The organism is Rhodococcus sp. OS5 (assembly GCF_056837585.1).
Genome location: NZ_CM166368.1, coordinates 1,443,270 through 1,463,805, shown reverse-complemented (window position 1 = coordinate 1,463,805; position 20,536 = coordinate 1,443,270). Strand labels below are relative to the sequence as shown.

Sequence of the window (20,536 nt, the reverse complement as noted above, 5' to 3'; positions counted from 1 at the left end):
GGCCGGACGCGTCGATGGCAGCGCCGGCTGCTCGACACCGAACGAGACTACCGCAAATCTCGGCGCAACCCGGTGACGACAACCTGATCCCGCGCCGCAAAGTGCACATCGACACGCAGATCAGACCAGATACCAAGTCAACGCGTATCGAGCACTGCTCACTTCACATCGTTCGTGGCAGTTGTTTCCGGCTCAAGCACCGAGAGCATCAGCGGTCGACGTGGCATCGCCCGCAATGAGTTCGGAGGCGCCGAGAGCCTGAAAGATCATGGAGACCGCTCGCGTCGGGGCAAACAAGCGAATGCGGTTGTTGCCACGCCCCGCAGCATCGACAACGGCATTCGCCACTCCGGACGACATGAAGGTCACGCCGGAGAGATCGACGTGAATATCGGTTCCGACCAGGAGAAGTCGGTCGAGCGCGTGCACCAATTCCACCCGCTGACCCATGTCCAATTCTCCGGCAAGTCTCAGTACCGCATACGAAGGGGTGTAGCTTTCCACGTCGATACTGTACCGATGCCCTTCTCGGCCGGCGCTGTCAAAGAGATCGAGAACATTTGCAGCTGAAGAACGTTCGTTGATCGTAGTCATGAAAGCCTCTTGTCTGGACTCGGCGTGCCCCACCGCCCGAATCAGCGATGAATCACTGTGCGTCGGATAACCAACCGTGTCGGTCACTGCGTTCCAGACGAACTCTGCCACCGGCAGGTTTCGCCGACACAACCACATCTATAACGCTAGGGTCTCGAAAACGTCACAGCGCGATATCGCACTTTTGGCGCCACCCCTGACGCACTGAACCGCTACCTCGCCTGGCCCCCGGGGCGACGTCTCTGCGGCGTCGACCACTGGCTTTCTCGCTCATCGGGAAGGTGGGTTCGCCGCACCACCATTCCGCAATACCTTCTGTGACATGGATAACATTGTCGACGTACTCGTCATCGGATCGGGAGCTGCCGGATCGGCCGCAGCGCTCCAAGCGCACGCCGACGGCGCATCGGTCGTGATTCTGGAAAAGAGCGGACCTGATTCCGCGGGCGGCAACACTCGACTGTCCGGCAGTGGATGGTTCGTCAACCAGGACCCCGCTGCCGCCCGAACCTTCCTGCGTTCGTTGAACGGGGAGTTCCCCGTTGCCGAGGACGTCATCGATGCCTGGGCCGAGAACACTCACGGACTGTCCGACTGGATCCGCAGTCTGGGTGCAACTGTAGCGATGACCGGCGATTTCCATTCCACGGCAGAGTTCGCCGAACTTGACGGAAGTTCTTGTTACGCAGGGATGGACACCGTCGAAGGGAAGATGGGCAATGAACTTCTCTACCGGTTCCTCGTCTCCGCTCTCGCTGAACGCGGCGTCACAACACTATTCGACACCGAAGCCACCGGACTGCTGACGGATGAATCCGGAGCGGTGACCGGAGTCGAGATCCGTTCGGGTGAAAAGACTTCGCAGATCCAGGCACGCCGGGGCGTCATCCTTGCCACCGGAGGATTCGAAGCAAATCCGACGATGGTGCGCGACTACTTGCGTCTGGAGAATCCGAAGATCTGGGGCTCACCATCGGCAACCGGCGACGGTCACCGCATGGCACAGGCCGTGGGCGCCGATCTGTGGCACATGAACAACATGATGACCATTACGGGAATTCCCGGCGACCTCGAAAATCCGACTGGATTCTTCCTCGCACTGTGGAACGCGCACAACTATGTGTTCCTCAGCCGGGAAGGTAGACGCTTCACCGACGAGTCAGCCGAAATGCGGCATGGTCATGTGTTCAGAGAGGGTTCTTACCAACACTTTCCGGTGCAACCGATGAACGTCGTCTTCGACGAGACGATGAGGTTGGCCGGACAGCTGAGCCCCGGCCGCGACGCACTGCCCGTCGGCCACAGGGTTCTCGACGAAGGGTACGAGTGGAGCTCGGACAATCAAGCCGAGATCGACAAGGGATGGATCCTAAAGGCGGACACGCTCGCCGAACTCGCCGAGAAACTCGGACTGGACCCAACAGTCGTGGAAACGAGCGTGCGACGCTACAACGAGGCGTGCGCGGACGGCATCGACCATTCGTTCGGCCGCAATCCCGAAACTTTGGCCCCGGTGGCTACCGCTCCGTTCTACGCCGTCTCCGGGTCGCCACTGCTGGGATGGAGTAGCGGTGGGCCGCGCCGCGACGGTCATTCCCGCGTACTCGATACTGCCCGCAAACCAATTCCTGGCCTCTACGCCGCGGGCGCGGTCAGTTCCACCTACAGCGCGGCGAAGGACGGCGGATTCCACATTGCCGACGCCTTCGCATTCGGCCGTGTCGCCGGGGCCCATGCCGCCGCGCGTAAAGCATGATATCGCCGGCCTTTCGACTGACTAGCCACGCACGATTACGTGGCTGGTCAGTTGTGGTCGATCGTCACGCAGATGAATCCTCTGCGCCGGATGAAACCGGGATTCGTGCCGGGACGCTATCGTGGCAGCGTACGACGTGCTCGACTAGAGAAACCGAATCATCCGCGCCGAAGATCTTCTGGCGATTCACACCCGAGCAGCCTTGACCTCGTCGAAGAACGCGATGACGGCTGCCTCGTTCTCCGGCGGAACGGTCAGCGATGCCCGTGGACCTGCTACCGCGATCGAGTCGTCGGCGAGTCTGTTCCCGATGGTGAGTTTCAGTCCCGACTTCGACGGTTTCGCCTTCACCGCAATGTGTTCGACATGCCAACGAGCCACTTCGCTCGTGCTCGCGGCGGTGCGGTCGAAGACCTCCACCGTGCGGTGGTCGAGGACCATCACGATGTTGGTCCCGACGGTGACTTCCAGATAGCGCCGTTCCGCCACGGTGTACGCCTTTCGGTTAGGTGAAACCGACGCTACACACCGTGGCGGAACTCAGCGTGTCAAAACCTCAGCTGTTCAAGATTTCAGCTGTTCGAAACCTCAGCGGGACGAACTTCCTGCATCCACCGGCAGGGCGACCGACGTGATGTAGCGAGCCTCGTCGGAAGACAGGAACAGAGCAGCGTTCGCTACGTCCACCGGTTCGATCCACGGAATGGCGAGCATGTTCATCGTCATCGCTGCGGCAGCAAATTCTTCGCGCGTCGGGTTCTCGAGATCGGGGCGGAACTTGCCGCGCACCAACGAATTTTGAATCATGAGGGTGTCGACGTTGGTGGGATGGACCGTATTGACGCGTACGTTGTGCGGAGCCAGTTCCTTTGCCAGCGAACGCATCAGACCAACGACTCCATGCTTGGCTGCGGTGTAGTGCGCGACTCCGACCAGCCCCCGAAGTCCGGCGATGGAGCTTGTGAGTGTCATCGATCCCCCGCCCCGCGCGATCAAGTGCGGAGCCGCGACGGTCGTGGTGTGCCACACGCCGGTCAGATTGACGTCCAGCATGGTCTGCCACATCGTTTCCGACATGGTCAGGGCCCCGTCGGAGGACGTGATACCAGCTGTAGCGCAGACGATGTCGAGACCACCGAGCGTTCCGACGGCCGAGTCCACGGCACTGCGTAGTGCCTCGAGATCCCGAACGTCCACTACCGCAGATTCGACCTTTCGCCCCAGCGCCCGGATCTGCGCCACTGTCTCATCGAGATCGGCCTCCGTCGCGGGCGGCGTGACTGTGGTTTCCACCGAGGTGCACACGTCGACCGCGATGATGTCCGCGCCCTCTTCGGCAAAACGCACGGCCTGAGCCCGCCCGATTCCTCGTGCCGCACCCGTGATCAGCGCGATCTTGCCTTCCAATCGAGAAGTCATCAATTCACACTTTCTGGGTCAGGCCGGCGTCGACAACCAACTGACAGCCGGTCATGTAGCGGGACTCCGCGGATGCGAGGAACAGGACCGCATTACTGACGTCCACCGGATCGACCCAGGGAACGGGCAGCAAGTTGCGAGCGCTGAGCACTGCAGCAGCGTCTGCTTCGGTGGGATTCTCGATGTCCGGGCACAGGTTCGCGAACACTCGCTCGTTGATGATCATCGGGGTACGTACCGAACCCGGATGCACGGAGTTGACGCGGATACTCTGCGCCCCCAACTCGTTGGCCAGCGTTCTGGCCAGGCCCACCACGGCATGCTTGGCTGCGCTGTAATGACTTGCTCCGGCAATACCTTTGATTCCCGCTGTCGAGCTGACCAGAACGACGGATCCACCGTCGCCGAAGTGCGGAACGCAGGCCTTGACGGTGTGCCACGCCCCGGTCAGATTGACGTCCAGCGAGCGGTTCCACACTGCAGGATCGATGGTCCACGACGGTCCCGGCGTGTCGTAGACGCCTGCATTCGCGACCACGACGTCCAACCCGCCGAGTTCGGTAACGCACTCGGCCACGACGGCGGCCAGACCGTCGAAGTCCCGAATATCCGCCACACCGGTGACCGCGACACCGCCTCGATCACGCACTGCCTGAGCGGTTTCCGCCAACCCCGATTGCGCCTGTTCGACATCCAACGCGATCACGGACGCGCCTTCCTCGGCGAGCCGCTCACAGTGTGAGCGTCCCATTCCGCCGGCCGCACCCGTCACGAGTACCCGCTTGCCCTCCAGCCGGCTCATGCGTGCACCGCGCTGTTCAGCTCGAAGCCTCGGTATCCCGCTGCTGCCACGTCTGCACAGATGTCGGAGTAGACACCGAAGCCTCCGATGAAGGGCATGAATATCCTCGGCTTTCCCGGGATGTTGGCTCCCATGTACCAGGAGTTCGCGGATGGGAACAATGTTGCCGACGCCCGGCGTGAGCACTCCTCGAGCCAGTTGTCCACGGCTTCGGCACTCGGCTCGATGGTGTCGATGCCCGCCGAATCGAGGTGGTTGATCGCGTCGGCGATCCAGTCGACGTGCTGTTCGGCAGCGAGAATCATGTTGGACAGCACACTCGGGCTGCCCGGCCCGGTGACGATGAACAGGTTCGGGAAGCCGTGAACTCCCAAACCAAGATAGGTTCTCGGACCCGCATGCCAGTTCTCTCGCAAGGTCTCGCCGTTGCGGCCACGGATCTCGATGCGATCGAGTGCCCCGGTCATCGCATCGAAGCCGGTGGCGAACACCAATGCGTCGAGTTCGTAGTGCGAGTCGGTCGTCTTGATCCCGGCCTCGTCGATTGCCTCGATCGGTGCGCTCTTGAGATCGACCAGGCTCACGTTGTCACGGTTGTAGCTCTGGTAGTAGTCGGTGTCCGTCACGATCCGCTTGGTCCCGATGGGGTGGTCGTTCGGGATCAGCAGGTCGGCGATGGCCTGATCTTCGACCACCGATCTGATCTTGGCCTCGGCAAATGCGGCCGCCGTCGCGTTGGCGTCGATGTTGCTGGTCTGGTCGGCGAAGGTTTTGGCGAACAGGACACCGCCGAGCTTCCACCGCTCTTCGTAGGCCGCGTTTCTCTCGGCCTCGGATACCTCGAGCGCGCTGCGAGGATCCGAAACGAACGGAGATCCACCGCCACTGCGCTTGGACAGCGCTCGACGCTCGGCGTAGTCGGCCTTGATCTCTGCGCGTCGTTTGTCATCGAGAGGCGTGTTTCCCGCCGGCACACTGTAATTCGCGGACCGCTGGAACACGAAGAGGTGATCGGCCTGCTCGGCGATCAACGGAACGGACTGGATGCCCGACGATCCGGTGCCGATCACTCCCACTCGCTTGCCGGTGAAATCGACGCCCTCGTGCGGCCAGAAGCCGGTGTGGAAGACCTCACCGCCGAAAGTCTCGCGACCTGCAATGTTCGGAACGTTCGCGGTCGAGAGGCTGCCCGTGGCGCACACCACGAACCGCGAGGTGACGTCATGACCACCGTCGGTGTGCACTCGCCACGTCGACGAGTCCTCGTCGAACTGTGCGCTCAGGACACGGGTATCGAAAGTGAACCCACTGCGTAGGTCGAAGCGATCGGCGACGTGATCGAGGTAGGACAGGATCTCCGGTTGCGCGGCGTACTTCTCGCTCCAGTCCCAATCCTGTTGCAACTCTTCGGAGAACGAGTAGGAGTAGTCGAAACTCTCGACATCGCAGCGTGCGCCCGGGTAGCGGTTGAAGTACCACGTGCCGCCCACTCCGGAGCCCGCCTCGAAGCCGTGGACACGCAGTCCCTGCTCGCGAAGTCGGTGCATGGCGTACATGCCGGCGACGCCGGCGCCGATGACTACGACGTCGAGTGGTGCGGTGGAGAAGTCAGGATCGGTCATGGTGGCCACGCTACGAGTGGGTTGAATGGTAGAGGAACAGGTTCTCCCGCTGGGTGGGCGGAGCCTCCACCCCATGACGCTGGGTGGGCGAAGCCTCCACCCCATGACACTGGGTGGGCGAAGCCTCCACCCCATGACACTGGGTGGGCGAAGCCTCCACCCCATGACACTGGGTGGGCGGAGAGCGCTGTGTCCACCGATCGGGGGACAGCGATGTCGTCCAGCACTCGGACCCGTAGGTGGACAGACCCGAAGGGATTTCGGGGCCATAGTTGTCTCATCACAGAAACACACGGTCACCAAGACCGACAAATCGAGGAGAACATGATGAGCACCAACACAATTCGACCTGAAGCACTTTCCTTCTCCGGCCTCAGCATGGCAGCTCTGGTTGCCCGCTCCGCCGGTGCGAACACGGTGAAGTCGATGACCGACACATCCGTCACGACGGCGATGATCAGCAATTCGGGTCGCGGGGCCCTGTATCTGGTCGACGCATCCAACCCGAACGGCGACTGGGTCGTCCCGCCGGCGGACTACATCCTCCCCAACATGAACGTGAACGTTGTGGCCACGAGCAAGAACCAGAACGACTTCCCCATCGTGCTCACGTACCGCTCCGACGACGGTGGGGTGTTTGTCTTCAGTGCTACCAACTCGAAGACCAGGGCGGATGCCGGAGGTACGTACGCCCCCGACAGCCACGACGTCACGGTGACGATGACCTCGGGTTACCCGGCCATGAACGTCACGTACGTGCTTCGGTGACGCTTGCTCACTCCAACAATCCCTGCCGCATTGCAGCGGCGACGGCGGCGCCTCGATCGTTGACTCCGAGTTTCTCGTAGAGGCGCTGCACGTGGGTTTTGACGGTGGAGGGCGCAAGAAAGAGTTGTGAGGCAATGGCCGGGATGCTGGCGCCCTGCGCGATCAATCCGAGAACCTCGCGTTCGCGCGCGCTGAGCGTCGGACCGGACGGTTCACTACGACGCCGAACCTCTCCTACCAATCCGGCGGCGATACTGGGCGGCAACACATCTCGTCCCGCAGCACAGTCGAGCACGGCACTCACGATCTCGGCGCGAGTGGATTCCTTCGGCAGGAATCCGGCAGCACCGGCTTGCAGGGCCTGGTACACGACAGACGATTCGTCGTGAGCGCTGAGCAGAAGCACACGCGTCGGAAGCTCGTCTCGAACGACTGCGGCGGCGACCTGAGTTCCATCCAGGTGCGGCATCCGGAAGTCGAGCAGCGCGACCTGCGGGCGTAGTTCGCGGATCATTGCGAGCGCTGCTGCGCCGTCGTCGGCCTCGCCCAGGACGTCGATGCTGTCACTGCCGGTCAGAGCCCGAACCACGCCCTCACGGAACAGTGGGTGATCGTCGCCGACTACCACGGAAACCTTGCCGGCCAGCGGCTTCGTGCCTTCGCGCATTGCTCACTTTCTCACGCCCGTACCAGCAATGCGAGCACTTACGCCTCCCCCGATCGGGGGACAAGAGATTCAACCCCGCCACGGCCCCGTCGGCGGACATACTGCAGCACTCATTCGCGACAAGATTGATTCATCGCCGAGAACGGCAACCACACACCATCCCAGGAGCAGACATCATGCGTACCAACACCACTCGCTTCGTAGCAGTCACCGCAATCGCCCTCGCTGTCGGCGGAACCGCACTGGGAACCGCAGCGATCGCCAACGCCGGCACCATGCCCACCGACGGCCCGACGGTTGCCATGACCATCACCAACAACACCGACAACCCGATGCTGCTGGACAGCGCGTCCAACCCCTACGGACAGTGGATCAACGGCCCCCGCTCCTACCTGGCCCCGCACACCACCGAGATCGTCACCGCCTACAGCAGCGATCCCCGCGGTATCGGTGTCGACGTCACCTACAACGTCGCCGACGGCGTCCAGACGGTCATGGCTGCCAACAACTACGCCGGCAACCCCACCCTCGACGGGACTCGCATCATCGGCGACCCGACGCACGTCATCCTCACCGACTACATGGCCACCGGCTACCCCACGATGAACGCCTCCTTCGACGTCTTCACGCAGAACTGAACCAAGCGTTGATGCGACCACGAACTTGATCCGCTACGGCCCACGACCCGGTATCCGCATGGATGTCGGGACGTGGTGTGCGCTGACCAGCTCAGACGCGTTCGACCAACACGCAGCGGGCGCCACTGAAGATCGTGGGCATGCACTTGTTGCAGTGGATGCACAGTGATTGGGTATCGGATTCGGCCGCGATCCGATTGATCAGATCTGGTTCTCTGAGCAGCGCCCGTGCCATGGCGACGAACTCGAACCCTTCCGCCATTGCGGTATCCATGCCCGCTTTGTCCGTGACACCCCCGAGCAGCACGAGCGGCAACTTCACCGCAGCACGAATCTGCCGAGCCTCTTCCAGCATGAACAACGGCTTGTACGGATAGGTATGCAACATGCTCTTCCCCACCAACTGCACACCGAGTCGAACAGGTTGCGGCATCGCGGCGGCGAACTCGCGGATCGGCGCATCGCCCTTGAACAGGTACATCGGGTTGAGCAGTGAACTGCCCATCGTCAACTCGAGCGCGTCGACGCTTCCGGATGCTTCGAGCCACTGCGCCACCTGGATTGCTTCGTCCACCCAGAATCCGCCTGGCACACCGTCGTCCATGTTCAGCTTGGCCAAGATCGCGATCTTGTCACCGACGGCATCGCGCACACTGCGTGCAGTTTCGAGTACGACGCGAGCCCGGTTCTCCAGCGATCCGCCGTAGGAGTCCTTACGACGGTTGAGTTTCGGGCTCAGGAACGAGCTCGCGAAATAGTTGTGACCGAAGTGGATCTCGACGGCGTCGAATCCTGCCTCGACGGCAAGTCGCGCAGCGCTCCCGTGCGCGGCCGCAATTCTGGTGATGTCCGCTGTCGTGGCAGTGCGAATCATCCTCATGCTCAACGGATTGAACGAACTCGACGGTGCCAGCGCGGGCAGTCCGGTCGACTTCTGATTCGCCACGGGACCGGCATGGCCGAGCTGCGCCGACGCAGCAGCACCTTCGGCGTGAATGGCATCGGTGAGCCGCCGAAGCCCGGGGAGGGCATCGGGCCGCATCCAGAGCTGGCCGTATTCGGTGCGCCCTTCCGGTGCGACGGCGCAATACGCGACGGTGGACATCCCGACTCCGCCGGCGGCTGGGCGACGATGGAACTCGATCAGCTCGTCGGTGACCAGGGCGTCGGGAGTTTTGCCTTCGAATGTCGCGGACTTGATGATTCGATTTCGAAGGGTCACCGGGCCGAGCTTCGCCGGGGCGAGCACGTCGGGAGCAGTGGTCATCGAGTTTGCCTCTCGCGGGAGTTGTTTGCAGGACGGTAGATCGATGGCCCCGAGCCGGCTAGGGCCCGTGCCACGGAGCGGGAAACGGCTTCAGCCCGGCCGAGGAGGCCGGGCTGAAGTCGTCATTGCCGTTCAGACGCGTCCGAAGTACGCATCCTTGAGCACTGCCAGGTCGTCGATGTCCTTGGCATCGGCGTCGAGAACCACCTTGCCGATGTCGAGGACCGTGACATGATCGGCGACGCTCATCGCGGCCTCGACTGCCTGCTCGACCAGTAGAACAGCCAGGCCGGTTTCCTTGAGTTGTTGGACGCGGTCCATCACCTCACCGACGATCACGGGAGCGAGACCGCCCGAAGGTTCGTCGAGAAGGAGCAACCTAGGCTGCGCCATCAGCGCTGCGCCGATCGCGAGCATCTGCTGCTGACCGCCCGACATGGAACCGGCGGGAAGCGAACGCTTCTCCCCCAGGATCGGGAACATCTCGTACATCGATTCGACGGATTCCATAAGCTCGCCGCGCTTTGCCTTGCGGGTGTACCCGCCCAGCAGGAGGTTCTGCTCGACGGTCTGCTTGTGGAAGACCCGCTTGCCCTCCTGCACGTACGCCATCCCCTGTCGTACCCGTTTGTGCGCGGGGACTCCGGTGATGTCGGCGCCGTCCATCTCGACGGTTCCGGAGGCCACCTTGTTGAGGCCGGACAGGGCACGGAGCGTGCTCGTCTTGCCTGCGCCGTTGCGTCCGAGCAGGGCGGTCACCTGACCGGGATAGACGTCGAACGAGACATCCCAGACGACGCGCAGATCGCCGTACCCGGTCTGCAAGTTTCGGACCTTCAGAATCGGTTCCATCACTTCACCTCACTGGTCTGATGGTCTACCGCGCCGATTTCTTCGAGAAGTGCTTCTTCGTCACCGGACTTGACTCCGAGGTACTCGCTCAACACGCGTGGGTGATGTTCGATGGTTGCCGCATCGCCGGTGGCGATCACCTGCCCTTGCGCCAGCACGACTATCTCGTCGGCCAGCGAGAGGACGAGGCGGAAGTTGTGCTCCACCAACACCACTGTCGCCCCGGCATCTCGCAGTACCCGGATCAGATCTGCCAGGCGTTCGAGTTCGTCCTCGTCGAGTCCGGATGCCACCTCGTCGAAGAGGACGACCCTCGGTTCGGCGATGACGGCGCGAGCAACCTCGAGCATGCGACGCATCCCCAGGGGCAGCGACGTCGCGATCTCGTTGCGCAAGTGCGACATCCCCACGAGTTCGAGGACACGCTCGGCCTCGACGATGTCGGCCTTCGCGATCCTGCGGAAGCTGGGCAGGCGAAGCACAGCCGACGCCATCGACGCTCGGTGCACCGAATAACGTCCGGATGCAACAGCTTCCAGAACCGTGATGTTTTCCGGAATCGTCGGAGTTTGGAACGTGCGCGCCACACCCACGCGCGCCACCTTGTGCGGCGACGACTGCGAGACCACCGTGTCACCGATCGTGATCACGCCCGCATCTGCGGTGTAGAAGCCGCAGATCATGTTGAGCATGGTCGTCTTACCCGAACCGTTGGGCCCGATCAACGCGGTGACCTTACCGGCCTCTGCGGTCAGGGTTGCCGCATTGAGCGCCTGGTTGCCACCGAACGCTTTGGACACTCCGTCGACCGCCAACCGTGCTCCGTTGATCGGCGCCAGTTCCGGTGTCCCACCGCTGTTTTCCTTTGCAGTGACTACGCCCAGGCCGGCCTTGCGATCAAGTTTCGAGACGATCGCTCGCCCGACCTTGGTCAAACCCCCGGAGAGAAGCACACCGCCGACGATCAGGAAGCCGCCGTAGAAGATCAGCGAATACTCCTGGAACGCCGTCGACTGGTTGGGACCGAGCTGCATGATCGCGGCACCGACCACGGCGCCGTACACACTTGCCGCACCGCCGAGGATCGACGCCGCCAGAACTGCTGTGGCAAAGGTGAACCCGAAGGCTTCCGGCGAGATGAACAGGTCGGTGTTGGCGAACAGCGCACCCGCCAGACCGGCGGGGAACGCACCGATGGCATAACCGAGCAGCTTCATCCGGAACACCGATACACCCTGCGACGACGCCAGAACCGGCGACTGCTTGAGCGTGCGGAACGCGATGCCGTGCCGCGAGACCACCAGGTTACGCATCACCGCGAACCAGAGCACGGTCACGACGACGACCACCATGTAGTACTGCTGGGTGTCGAGTTCGGAACCGAAGAACGTCGGCGGCTCCATACCGGTGAGGCCGTTTCGGCCGCCGGTCTTGCCACCGAAGATCGCCAGTACGTCCGGTACCAGCAGAACCAGGAAGAACGACGTCATCGCCAGGGACCAGTTGCCCAGGCGCAGACCGGGAACACCGGTCAGGATTCCGACCGCCAGTGCCACTGCTCCGGAGGCAGCAAGCTGAAGCAGAATGTCGGTGTGACCTGCCTGGGACATCAGACCCGCGGTGTAGGCACCGGCCGCGTACATCGCTGCCTGGCCGAGTGCCAGTTCACCGGCAAAGCCGAGGCTCAAGTTCAGGCCACTGACCACAAGTGCCAGGATGCAGGCCAATTGAATCTGACGTGATGTCGACAGGTCGAGTCCCATCACGGGCAGCAGCAGGATCACCACGGCCAGGACGAGTGGGATGATCCAGCTCGGTAGGGAACGGAAAGTCCGCCACGCACTTACCATCTCACACCACCCGTTCTCGGACATTGCCGAACAGTCCAGCCGGTTTGACCATCAAGATGACGATCAGCACCGTGAAGACGGCGATATTGCTGTACTGACTTCCCGCCCACAGGGCGGTGAACGATTCCACCAGGCCGACGGTCAGACCGCCGATCAAAGCGCCAGGCAGAGAGCCGAACCCGCCGATCGCCAACGCCACGAATCCCTTGAGGGCCAACGCTGCACCCAACGTCGCAACTGCAAACGTCTTGGGGCCGACGAAGAGTCCGAGGACACCGGCCAAGGCACCCGAGAAGGCAAACGCTCCCAGTGCCAACCGTCGTACGTTGACTCCTCGCAGCATCGCCGCTTCACGATCCTCGGAGATGCCGATCAGAGCCAGACCCGTCATCGTTTTCTTCGAGACGTAACTCAACCCGACGACCAGTGCGATCGCCGCAACCAGCAGAGCGATCTCGACCGGGTAGGTACGGCCGCCGAGCAGGGTGATCGGTTCGTTCGATCCGAAGAACGGAACCGTGAGAGGTTCACTACCCCAGATCAATTGAGTGGCGCCGTTGAGCAGAGTTGCGACACCCAACGTCGTGACCAACTGGTTCTGGTGATCGGCCACCGGTCTGATCGCGACGATCTCCTCGACCGAGGCGAGGAGCATCACGGTCACGGTAGCCATGACGGCCACCACGAGAACGGGGAGTTTCAGGGTCACCAGACCCGTGTAGGCGACAAAGGTGCCCACCATCATCAGCTGAGCTTGAGCGAAGTTGAATGTGTTGGAGGAAACGAAAACGATGTTGTACCCGATGGCAACCAGCACGTAGACCGCGCCGAGCGCCAACCCGGACCACAGAATGGTCATGACGCAGCCGGGTTTCCGAACTGACCGTTGAGGATCTTCGTCGGACTGATGAACTTCAGCTCGCTGGTGTCCGGGTTCGGGCCGTGGTTGTCGGAGCTGAAGTTGTAGCGCGAGAGGAATGCGGTCTTGGCATTCTCCTGGACCTCAGTGGTTTCCAGTGCTTCGGCGAGCTTCTTCGGATCGGTCGAACTGCCGACTTTCTCCGCTGCCGCCGCGACGAGGGGGAAAGCGTCGTAGTTGTCCGCGAGGATCAGCGTCGACGGGATGGAGCCCAGCGAAGCCATCGTGTCCACCATCGTGTTGACGAGTGCGTTGTTCGGATCGAACACCGTGCTGCTGAACACCTGCGTCACCAGGTTCTTCACCTGCGGGGTGCCGAGCACACCGGCCGGCGGATCATTCGCGATCAGGTTGGTGGCAGACACCGAGGTGTTTCCGACCAGCGGCACGTCCCAGCCGAGTCGCTCGAGGCTTTGCAACACGTATCCGAGAGGAGCGCCGTACGCATCCAAGGCGATTGCCGCGGCACCCGAATTCTTGAGCGACTGCAACTGCGCCGTCATGTCCAAAGCGGCGGCGTCGTACTCCTCGTTACCGGCGGCCTTCAGACCTGCGGATTGCAAAGCACTGGTCATTTCTTCGCCGAACAGCTCACCGTAAGCGGTGCTGCCGTGCAAGACTCCGACGCTGCTGTAACCCTTGGACTTCGCGTACTCGGAAATTCCGCGAGCGGTATCGGTCGCACCCGGAGCCAGATCGAAGTTGAGCGGGAACTTCGAGGGGTCCGTCGAATCGGGCGAGGGAGCCATGCTCATCGAGAGAATGTTGTTCTGCTTGAGGATCGGCAGAACCGCAGCCGCGATCGACGACGGACCCGAGTTCAGGTAGAGGTCAGGCTTGTTCCCCGAATTGATGGCTTCGCGCAGCTTGGTGACGGCGATGGTTGCGTCACCCGCGTCGTCCACCGTAGTGAGCTCGATCTGACGGCCACCGATCCCCCCGGCTTCGTTCTGGACCTGAACGCCCGCCTTGGTGGCGAGCAGCGAGGTCTGCGAATTAGCCGCGAGGACTCCCTGTGCACTGATCCCGCCGGTCAGCAGCACACGGTAGGGCGAGTCCGCACCTCCGTCGGACTCCGAAGAACCACTGCACCCTGCAAGAGCCAGAGCCGTCACGGCAACTGCCGCAACAAGAATGGGCCGACGATTCATGTCTGCACTCCTAGAACACATGTATGCACCGAACGTCAGGCGAATACCTGACGAAAGAATGATCGGCCGGTGGACGTGCCTGATTTCGAGCACCAGCCAACCAAGCACCCGCTTGATGATCTAGCAAGCAGTTGCTTGGGATGGAGCATAGAATGTGATCTGGATAACGTCAAACGCTGAAAAGTGGAGTCATGGAAGCGGACGCTATGCACATTGAGGCGGCGTCGACAGATCTCTTCCCGCTGGGTGGAAACGCCGAAACGGCTCCACGCCCTGGCGGATTCGACGAAATGAATCCGACAGGGCGTGGAGCCGTTTGTGTAAAGGTCCGACTATCGCTGGTTGCGGGGCTTCCAGACCACCAACGCGTTGTTGCGCGGAATCGGCACGAGATCCCGGCGATAGCCCGCATGGACTTTCGCGATCTCCTCGGCCAATTCGCGGACGCGATGCTGCAGAGCCTCGACCTGGTTGGTCAGTTCGATGATTCGTTTGATTCCGGCAAGGTTGACTCCCTCGTCCTGCGAAAGCCGTTGTACTTCACGAAGAAGCGCAACATCGCGCGGGGAGTAGCGTCGTCCGCCACCGGTGGTTCGATGCGGGGTGACCAACCCGAGTCGGTCGTAGTTACGCAAAGTCTGCGCGTGCATTCCGGCCAACTCGGCTGCCACCGAGATCACGAAGATCTGAGCGTCAGGATCGACCGTCGCATCCCATTGATTCTGCGGTCGCTCTGTCATCATGCACCGGCCCACCCGGCCCGTGGATCGAACCCGCTCGCCTTCTCGGCTTCGAGATAGGTTTTCAGCGCTTCGATCGCCGGGTCGTCCAACTTCTGCGGAACGGATACCTTGACCGTGACCAGAAGGTCACCGGCACCGTCCGGCCGCTTGGGGATACCGCGTCCGCGAACTCGCAGAATGCGTCCGTCCACCGTTCCAGCCGGAACCTTCACTCCGACACGGCCTTCCAAAGTCGGCACGGACAGTGTCGTTCCCAGCACCAGCTCGCCGTAGCTCACCGGAACCGTCAGTGTCAGGTCGTCGCCGTTGCGTCCGAAGACACTGTCCGGCTTGACGCGGATGTTGACGAACAGGTCGCCGGCCGGAGCGCCGCGGAGTCCCGCTTCGCCCTTGCCCTTGAGTCTGATCTTCTGACCGTCGCTCACACCGGCAGGCACGCGAACCGTGATGGTCCGTGTGCGATTGGTGACGCCGCTACCGTGGCAGTCTTCACACGGCGAGTCGATGATCGAGCCGGTTCCCCGGCAATCGTCACACGGCTCACTGAATCCGAAGGCGCCCTGGTTCCGGCTGACCACGCCGGTTCCGTTGCAATGTGGGCACACTCGCGGGCTGGTGCCTGGCTTTGCGCCGCTGCCGTGACACGTGGTGCACGACGTAGGGCTGGTCAGACGAAGAGGGACGGTGACACCGAGCGCTGCTTCACGAAAGGCGAGCGTCGTCTCGGTCTCGAGATCCTTGCCTCGACGCGGGCGGTTGGGCGCAGCTGTTCGCTGGCCCGCTCCCCCGCGGTTGAACAATCCGCCGAAGATGTCTCCGAGACCCGAGTCCTGCCCACCGGCCCCGCCGCCGAACAGGTCGTTGATGTCGAAACCACCAGCGCCGGGGTTGAATCCGCCGCCGCCCTGCGCGCGGGGGCCGAAGCCGCCGCTGGCAAAGAGGCGCCGAGCCTCGTCGTACTCCTTGCGCTTGTCCGGATCAGACAGAACGGCATGAGCTTCACTGACGGACTTGAAACGCTCTTCGGCCTTCACATCGTCAGGGTTGGCGTCGGGATGAAGATCCCGAGCCAGCTTGCGATACGCCTTCTTGATTTCGTCGGCCGTCGCGGTGGACGAGACGCCCAGCTCCTTGTAGAAGTCCTTCTCGATCCACTCCCGTTGACTCACTGGGCGTCTCCTCCTCTCACTCTTACTTCGCTTCTTGTTCTGAACCGTCTGCAGGCTTGTCGCCTACCCGGTCCGTCACGGCCACCATTGCGGTCCGAAGGACCCGGTCGCCGAGCTTGTATCCCTTGCGCATGACCGTCCCGAGTACCGGGTCGTGGCCTTCGCCTTCATGTTGCACCGCTTCGTGGAGTGCGGGATCGAAATCGTCACCCTCGCTACCGAAGTCGGTCAAACCCAGACCCGTCAGAGTCGTGTTGAGTTTGTCTGCGAGTGCACGCAGTGGACCCGATTCGAGGTCACCGTGTGCCCGAGCGCGATCCAGGTCGTCGAGAATTCCGATGAGCTCGGTGATGACCGAAGCCCGCGCGGTTTCCTTGATGACCTGCTTGTCACGCTCGACGCGACGACGGTAGTTGGTGAACTCCGCCTGAAGTCGCTGCAGATCCGCAGTCCGTTCGGCGAGCTGATCGGTGGCGGATGCTTCCTCCACGATCGACTCTGCTTCCTGAACTACCCCTGTGTCTTCCGAGTCGAGCGGCGGCAGGGATTCCCCCGCCGCCTCTCCCTGTGCACCGGTCTCGGGGTCGACCGGGTTGTTCTCGGGGTTGTCCGAGGTCACTTCTTGTCCGAGTCGGTGGGCTCGTCGACAACCTCGGCGTCGACGACGTCGTCGTCATTGCCTGCGCCGTCGGTGTTTCCGGCCTCGTTTGCAGCGGAAGCCTCGTAGATGGCCTGGCCCAGAGCCTGCGACTCGGTGCCCAGCTTCTCCACTGCGGTCTTCACTGCAGCGATGTCGGTGCCTGCCAGGGCGTCGTTGACGTCCTTGACCGCTGCCTCGACCTTGGTCAGGATCTCCTCGGAGACCTTGCCCGCGTTCTCACCTTCACGCTGCTCCTTGACGAACTTCTCCGTCTGGTGGACCAGCGACTCGGCCTGGTTGCGAACCTCTGCCTCTTCGCGACGGGCCTTGTCTTCCTCGGCGTGAGCCTCGGCATCCTTGACCATGCGCTCGATCTCTTCCTTGGACAGACCGGAGCCGTCCTGGATCTTGATCGTGTTTTCCTTGCCGGTGCCCTTGTCCTTCGCCGTCACGTGCACGATGCCGTTGGCGTCGATGTCGAAGGTGACCTCGATCTGCGGAACGCCACGCGGGGCGGGCGGCAGATCGGTGAGCTCGAAGGAGCCGAGCAGCTTGTTGTGCGAAGCGATTTCGCGCTCACCCTGGAAGACCTGGATCTGCACCGAAGGCTGGTTGTCGTCAGCGGTGGTGAAGGTCTCGGAACGCTTCGTGGGGATCGTGGTGTTGCGCTCGATGAGCTTGGTCATCACGCCACCCTTGGTTTCGATGCCGAGGGAAAGCGGCGTGACGTCGAGGAGCAGAACGTCCTTGACCTCACCCTTGAGCACACCGGCCTGGAGTGCGGCGCCGACGGCGACGACCTCGTCCGGGTTGACGCCCTTGTTGGGCTCACGGCCACCGGTCAGTTCACGAACCAGATCGGAGACGGCCGGCATACGGGTGGAGCCACCGACGAGCACGACATGGTCGATGTCCTTGACGGCGATTCCGCTGTCCTTGATCACTGCCTGGAACGGCGCACGAGTGCGATCGAGCAGGTCCGAGGTGATCTTCTGGAACTCGCTGCGGGTGAGCTGCTCGTCCAGGAAGAGCGGGTTCTTGTCCGCGTCGACCGTGATGTACGGGAGGTTGATGGAGGTGCTCTGCGAGCTGGAGAGCTCGATCTTCGCCTTCTCCGCAGCCTCACGCAGACGCTGCAGGGCCATCTTGTCCTTGGTCAGATCGATGCCGTTCTGAGCCTTGAACTTGTCGACCAGCCAAGCGACGACGCGCTCGTCCCAGTCGTCGCCACCGAGGTGGTTGTCACCGGAGGTTGCGCGAACCTCGACGACACCGTCGCCGATTTCGAGCAGGGAGACGTCGAAGGTGCCGCCACCGAGGTCGAAGACCAGAATGGTCTGCTCGGTGTCACCCTTGTCGAGTCCGTATGCCAGTGCAGCCGCGGTGGGCTCGTTGACGATACGAAGGACGTTGAGGCCGGCGATCTGGCCGGCTTCCTTGGTTGCCTGACGCTGTGCGTCCTCGAAGTACGCGGGGACGGTGATGACGGCGTCGGTGATGTCTTCGCCGAGGTAAGCCTCCGCGTCACGCTTGAGCTTCATGAGCGTGCGGGCGCTGATTTCCTGCGGCGTGTACTTCTTGCCGTCGATTTCCACGTTCCAGTCAGTGCCGATGTGGCGCTTGACGGAGCGGAGGGTGCGGTCGACGTTCGTGACTGCCTGGTTCTTCGCGGGCTGACCGACGAGAACCTCGCCGTTCTTGGCAAATGCGACCACCGAGGGGGTGGTACGTGAGCCTTCGGCGTTGGCGACCACTACGGGCTCGCCGCCCTCCAGCACTGCAACTACCGAGTTGGTCGTACCGAGATCGATACCGACTGCACGAGCCATAGTGTTCCTACCTTTCGTTCTGCGGTTCTCTGCCCGAGTGGTTGATCTCGAACATGACCGCGAGTTTTTCGCTTGGTGAGCGTCCTCCGCTCAAGTTTGCCTCCGACCGTGACCGAGAGTCAACTTGAAGTTGAGCCGAGGGCGCTCAAGCTTGTCGAAATGGTCAACTACAGCCCACGTAGATTTGTTCCCGCCTTCCCCGAAAAGCCGGAAAAGTGCGCCACATCACTTCCGTATCTCTCCGAATGGCTACGATCGGCCGGTGACCGATCCCGACAATTCTCCCGCGCGACCTCCTCGCCCGTCACCTCCACGCCCGGCACCCGAGCGACCCGACGTCTCGGTTCGGCCGCTCCGACCTGCAGCGAGCGACGAGACACCCAAAGCCGTGACATTGTCCACCTCTGCCTGGATCGGCTCGTTCGTCGTCCTGGCCGGAATCGCCGGAGTGGTAGTCACCAGCCTCGACGACGTCCGGTCGGCTCTCGAAGAATCGACTGCGCGCGACAATCCCGGATACTCGTCCACCGACATCTCCGATGCCGTGACCGTCGTACTCGCCGGCAGCGGCGGCGGCGCTCTCGTCCTGGTCCTGCTCGCACTTTTGAGCCTTCAACTCCTCCGCGCACGCAAGAACGCCGGGCGGGTGATGACGGCGATCGTGGGAGTCCTGAGCATCGCGGCCGGACTCGGCTTCATGTCTCTGGTCGACGGCGCAGCAGACATCGGCGCCGGAGTTCTGAGATGGGGTCCGATTCTCTACTGCGCCCTGGTCGCGGTGGCGGCGATCGCTCCGTTCGCTCCCGGTGTCAGCACCTGGCTGCGGGGACGCCGATGAAGGTTCACGTACAACTGGACTCCGCGCCGGGCGCGGGCGCTGCTCGTAGCCGTGAACTCGCGGAGACCGGCGCCGGTGGCCTGTTCACGTTCGAGGGACCACACGACGTGTTCTTCCCGCTCGTCGAAGCAGCATCGGCCGTCGACCTCGACCTGATGACCAACGTCGCCATCGCATTCCCCCGCAGTCCCATGCATCTGGCGCATTCGGCCAACGACCTGCAGTTGCTCAGTCGCGGCCACTTTCGACTTGGCCTCGGATCGCAGATCAAACCGCACATCGAAAAACGCTACAGCGCAACGTGGTCGCGTCCGGCGGCCCGCATGAAGGAGACTGTCGCAGCGGTCAAGGCGATCTTCACTGCGTGGGAGAACACCTCGACGCTGAACTTCCGCGGCGAGTTCTTCACCCACACGTTGATGCCTCCGACGTTCGATCCAGGCCCCAACCCCTATGGGCCGCCGCCCATCCTGATGGGTGCGCTCGGACCGGTGATGACCAGGACAGCTGCCGAGGTGGCCGACGGACTACTGGTCATGCCGTTCCACACGCAACGTCATTTCCTCGAACGAACACTTCCGGCCGTCGGTGCCGGTCTTCGCGAATCCGGCCGCACCCGAGACGAATTCACGATCATCCCGCAGGTCATCGTCGGCGTCGGCCGCGGCGACGATCAACTTGCCGCGGCCGCCAGAGGCGTCCGAGCCCTGCTCTCGTTCTACGGTTCGACGCCCGCATACCGTCCGGTGCTCGACGTCGAAGGGTGGGGCGAGGTCCAACCGGAACTCAATGCCCTGTCGAAGCGAGGTGGCTACACCGAGATGGCGTCGCTGATCACCGATCCGATGCTGACCACACTCGCCGTCGTCGGCACTCCCGAAGAGTGCGCCACCGAGATTCGGCGGCGGTTCGGCGAACATGCCGACGAAGTGTGCTGCTATTTCCCCGGTTACGACGTAGAACCGTCAGACGTGGCGTCGATGATCTCGTCTCTCACCTGAACCCGGTCGAA

Annotated in this window: 20 protein-coding genes; 5 read left to right on the top strand and 15 right to left on the bottom strand. The window is 62.5% G+C overall.

Features of this window, described 5'->3' with window-relative positions:
• Positions 1 to 192 precede the first annotated feature (192 nt).
• Positions 193 to 504 carry an STAS domain-containing protein gene (locus ACVZUB_RS06795; protein ID WP_228232503.1) on the bottom strand — a complete coding sequence of 104 codons (312 nt, stop codon included), beginning with the start codon at positions 502 to 504 and terminating at the stop codon, positions 193 to 195.
• A 412-nt stretch (positions 505 to 916) separates the two neighbouring features.
• Between ACVZUB_RS06795 and ACVZUB_RS06790 the strand changes: the two genes are divergently transcribed.
• On the top strand, positions 917 to 2,350 hold the full coding sequence (locus tag ACVZUB_RS06790) for an FAD-dependent oxidoreductase (protein WP_482628257.1): 1,434 nt from the start codon (positions 917 to 919) through the stop codon (positions 2,348 to 2,350).
• 186 nt (positions 2,351 to 2,536) lie between these two features.
• Here the strand turns inward: ACVZUB_RS06790 and ACVZUB_RS06785 are convergent, their stop codons facing one another.
• The 4 genes from ACVZUB_RS06785 to ACVZUB_RS06770 all read right to left on the bottom strand — a co-directional run bounded on the left by ACVZUB_RS06785 (position 2,537) and on the right by ACVZUB_RS06770 (position 6,193).
• Entirely contained in the window at positions 2,537 to 2,839 is a 303-nt protein-coding gene (locus ACVZUB_RS06785; protein WP_007726715.1) for a hypothetical protein, read from the bottom strand.
• Between the two features lie 99 nt (positions 2,840 to 2,938).
• Complete coding sequence (locus tag ACVZUB_RS06780; RefSeq protein WP_064074638.1) at positions 2,939 to 3,769, bottom strand: mycofactocin-coupled SDR family oxidoreductase; 831 nt, start codon at positions 3,767 to 3,769, stop codon at positions 2,939 to 2,941.
• Between the two features lie 4 nt (positions 3,770 to 3,773).
• On the bottom strand, positions 3,774 to 4,571 hold the full coding sequence (locus tag ACVZUB_RS06775) for a mycofactocin-coupled SDR family oxidoreductase (RefSeq protein WP_058038555.1): 798 nt from the start codon (positions 4,569 to 4,571) through the stop codon (positions 3,774 to 3,776).
• Entirely contained in the window at positions 4,568 to 6,193 is a 1,626-nt protein-coding gene (locus ACVZUB_RS06770) for a flavin-containing monooxygenase (protein ID WP_007726712.1), read from the bottom strand. The genes ACVZUB_RS06775 and ACVZUB_RS06770 overlap by 4 nt, the downstream gene beginning before the upstream one ends.
• Positions 6,194 to 6,520: 327 nt before the next feature.
• Here ACVZUB_RS06770 and ACVZUB_RS06765 point away from each other — a divergent pair, with 327 nt between their 5' ends.
• Positions 6,521 to 6,961, top strand: coding sequence for a hypothetical protein (locus ACVZUB_RS06765; protein WP_047269511.1), 441 nt, complete (start codon positions 6,521 to 6,523; stop codon positions 6,959 to 6,961).
• A 7-nt stretch (positions 6,962 to 6,968) separates the two neighbouring features.
• Here ACVZUB_RS06765 and ACVZUB_RS06760 read toward each other — a convergent pair whose 3' ends face one another.
• The gene (locus ACVZUB_RS06760) at positions 6,969 to 7,628 is read right to left on the bottom strand and encodes a response regulator (protein WP_007726710.1); all 660 of its coding nucleotides are present in this window, start codon (positions 7,626 to 7,628) and stop codon (positions 6,969 to 6,971) included.
• A gap of 176 nt (positions 7,629 to 7,804) precedes the next feature.
• Here ACVZUB_RS06760 and ACVZUB_RS06755 point away from each other — a divergent pair, with 176 nt between their 5' ends.
• The gene (locus ACVZUB_RS06755; protein WP_311094499.1) at positions 7,805 to 8,266 is read left to right on the top strand and encodes a hypothetical protein; all 462 of its coding nucleotides are present in this window, start codon (positions 7,805 to 7,807) and stop codon (positions 8,264 to 8,266) included.
• A 91-nt stretch (positions 8,267 to 8,357) separates the two neighbouring features.
• Here the strand turns inward: ACVZUB_RS06755 and ACVZUB_RS06750 are convergent, their stop codons facing one another.
• The 9 genes from ACVZUB_RS06750 to dnaK form a co-directional block, all read right to left on the bottom strand.
• Positions 8,358 to 9,533, bottom strand: a complete 1,176-nt coding sequence (locus ACVZUB_RS06750) for an NADH:flavin oxidoreductase (protein WP_042452220.1) — start codon at positions 9,531 to 9,533, stop codon at positions 8,358 to 8,360.
• Positions 9,534 to 9,665: 132 nt separating this feature from the next.
• Positions 9,666 to 10,385, bottom strand: a complete 720-nt coding sequence (locus ACVZUB_RS06745; RefSeq protein WP_003944438.1) for an ABC transporter ATP-binding protein — start codon at positions 10,383 to 10,385, stop codon at positions 9,666 to 9,668.
• Positions 10,385 to 12,235: a branched-chain amino acid ABC transporter ATP-binding protein/permease gene (locus ACVZUB_RS06740; protein WP_459682233.1), complete on the bottom strand. Its 1,851-nt coding sequence runs from the start codon at positions 12,233 to 12,235 to the stop codon at positions 10,385 to 10,387. Before ACVZUB_RS06740 ends, ACVZUB_RS06745 begins: the two co-directional genes overlap by 1 nt.
• A gap of 1 nt (position 12,236) precedes the next feature.
• Complete coding sequence (locus tag ACVZUB_RS06735; protein WP_007726703.1) at positions 12,237 to 13,094, bottom strand: branched-chain amino acid ABC transporter permease; 858 nt, start codon at positions 13,092 to 13,094, stop codon at positions 12,237 to 12,239.
• Positions 13,091 to 14,305, bottom strand: coding sequence for an ABC transporter substrate-binding protein (locus tag ACVZUB_RS06730; RefSeq protein WP_007726702.1), 1,215 nt, complete (start codon positions 14,303 to 14,305; stop codon positions 13,091 to 13,093). The genes ACVZUB_RS06735 and ACVZUB_RS06730 overlap by 4 nt, the downstream gene beginning before the upstream one ends.
• 332 nt (positions 14,306 to 14,637) lie before the next feature.
• Positions 14,638 to 15,048 carry a heat shock protein transcriptional repressor HspR gene (locus ACVZUB_RS06725; RefSeq protein ID WP_003944355.1) on the bottom strand — a complete coding sequence of 137 codons (411 nt, stop codon included), beginning with the start codon at positions 15,046 to 15,048 and terminating at the stop codon, positions 14,638 to 14,640.
• Positions 15,045 to 16,217, bottom strand: a complete 1,173-nt coding sequence (dnaJ, locus tag ACVZUB_RS06720; RefSeq protein ID WP_058038558.1) for a molecular chaperone DnaJ — start codon at positions 16,215 to 16,217, stop codon at positions 15,045 to 15,047. The genes ACVZUB_RS06725 and dnaJ overlap by 4 nt, the downstream gene beginning before the upstream one ends.
• Positions 16,218 to 16,239: 22 nt before the next feature.
• Positions 16,240 to 16,836 (bottom strand): nucleotide exchange factor GrpE, encoded by a 597-nt coding sequence (grpE, locus tag ACVZUB_RS06715; protein ID WP_003944430.1) that lies wholly within the window; start codon positions 16,834 to 16,836, stop codon positions 16,240 to 16,242.
• Positions 16,833 to 18,686 (bottom strand): molecular chaperone DnaK, encoded by a 1,854-nt coding sequence (dnaK, locus tag ACVZUB_RS06710; RefSeq protein ID WP_003944365.1) that lies wholly within the window; start codon positions 18,684 to 18,686, stop codon positions 16,833 to 16,835. The genes grpE and dnaK overlap by 4 nt, the downstream gene beginning before the upstream one ends.
• 262 nt (positions 18,687 to 18,948) lie before the next feature.
• Between dnaK and ACVZUB_RS06705 the strand changes: the two genes are divergently transcribed.
• Positions 18,949 to 19,524 (top strand): hypothetical protein, encoded by a 576-nt coding sequence (locus ACVZUB_RS06705; RefSeq protein WP_058038559.1) that lies wholly within the window; start codon positions 18,949 to 18,951, stop codon positions 19,522 to 19,524.
• Positions 19,521 to 20,525 carry a TIGR03617 family F420-dependent LLM class oxidoreductase gene (locus ACVZUB_RS06700; protein ID WP_042926298.1) on the top strand — a complete coding sequence of 335 codons (1,005 nt, stop codon included), beginning with the start codon at positions 19,521 to 19,523 and terminating at the stop codon, positions 20,523 to 20,525. Before ACVZUB_RS06705 ends, ACVZUB_RS06700 begins: the two co-directional genes overlap by 4 nt.
• The last annotated feature ends 11 nt before the right edge of the window (positions 20,526 to 20,536 follow it).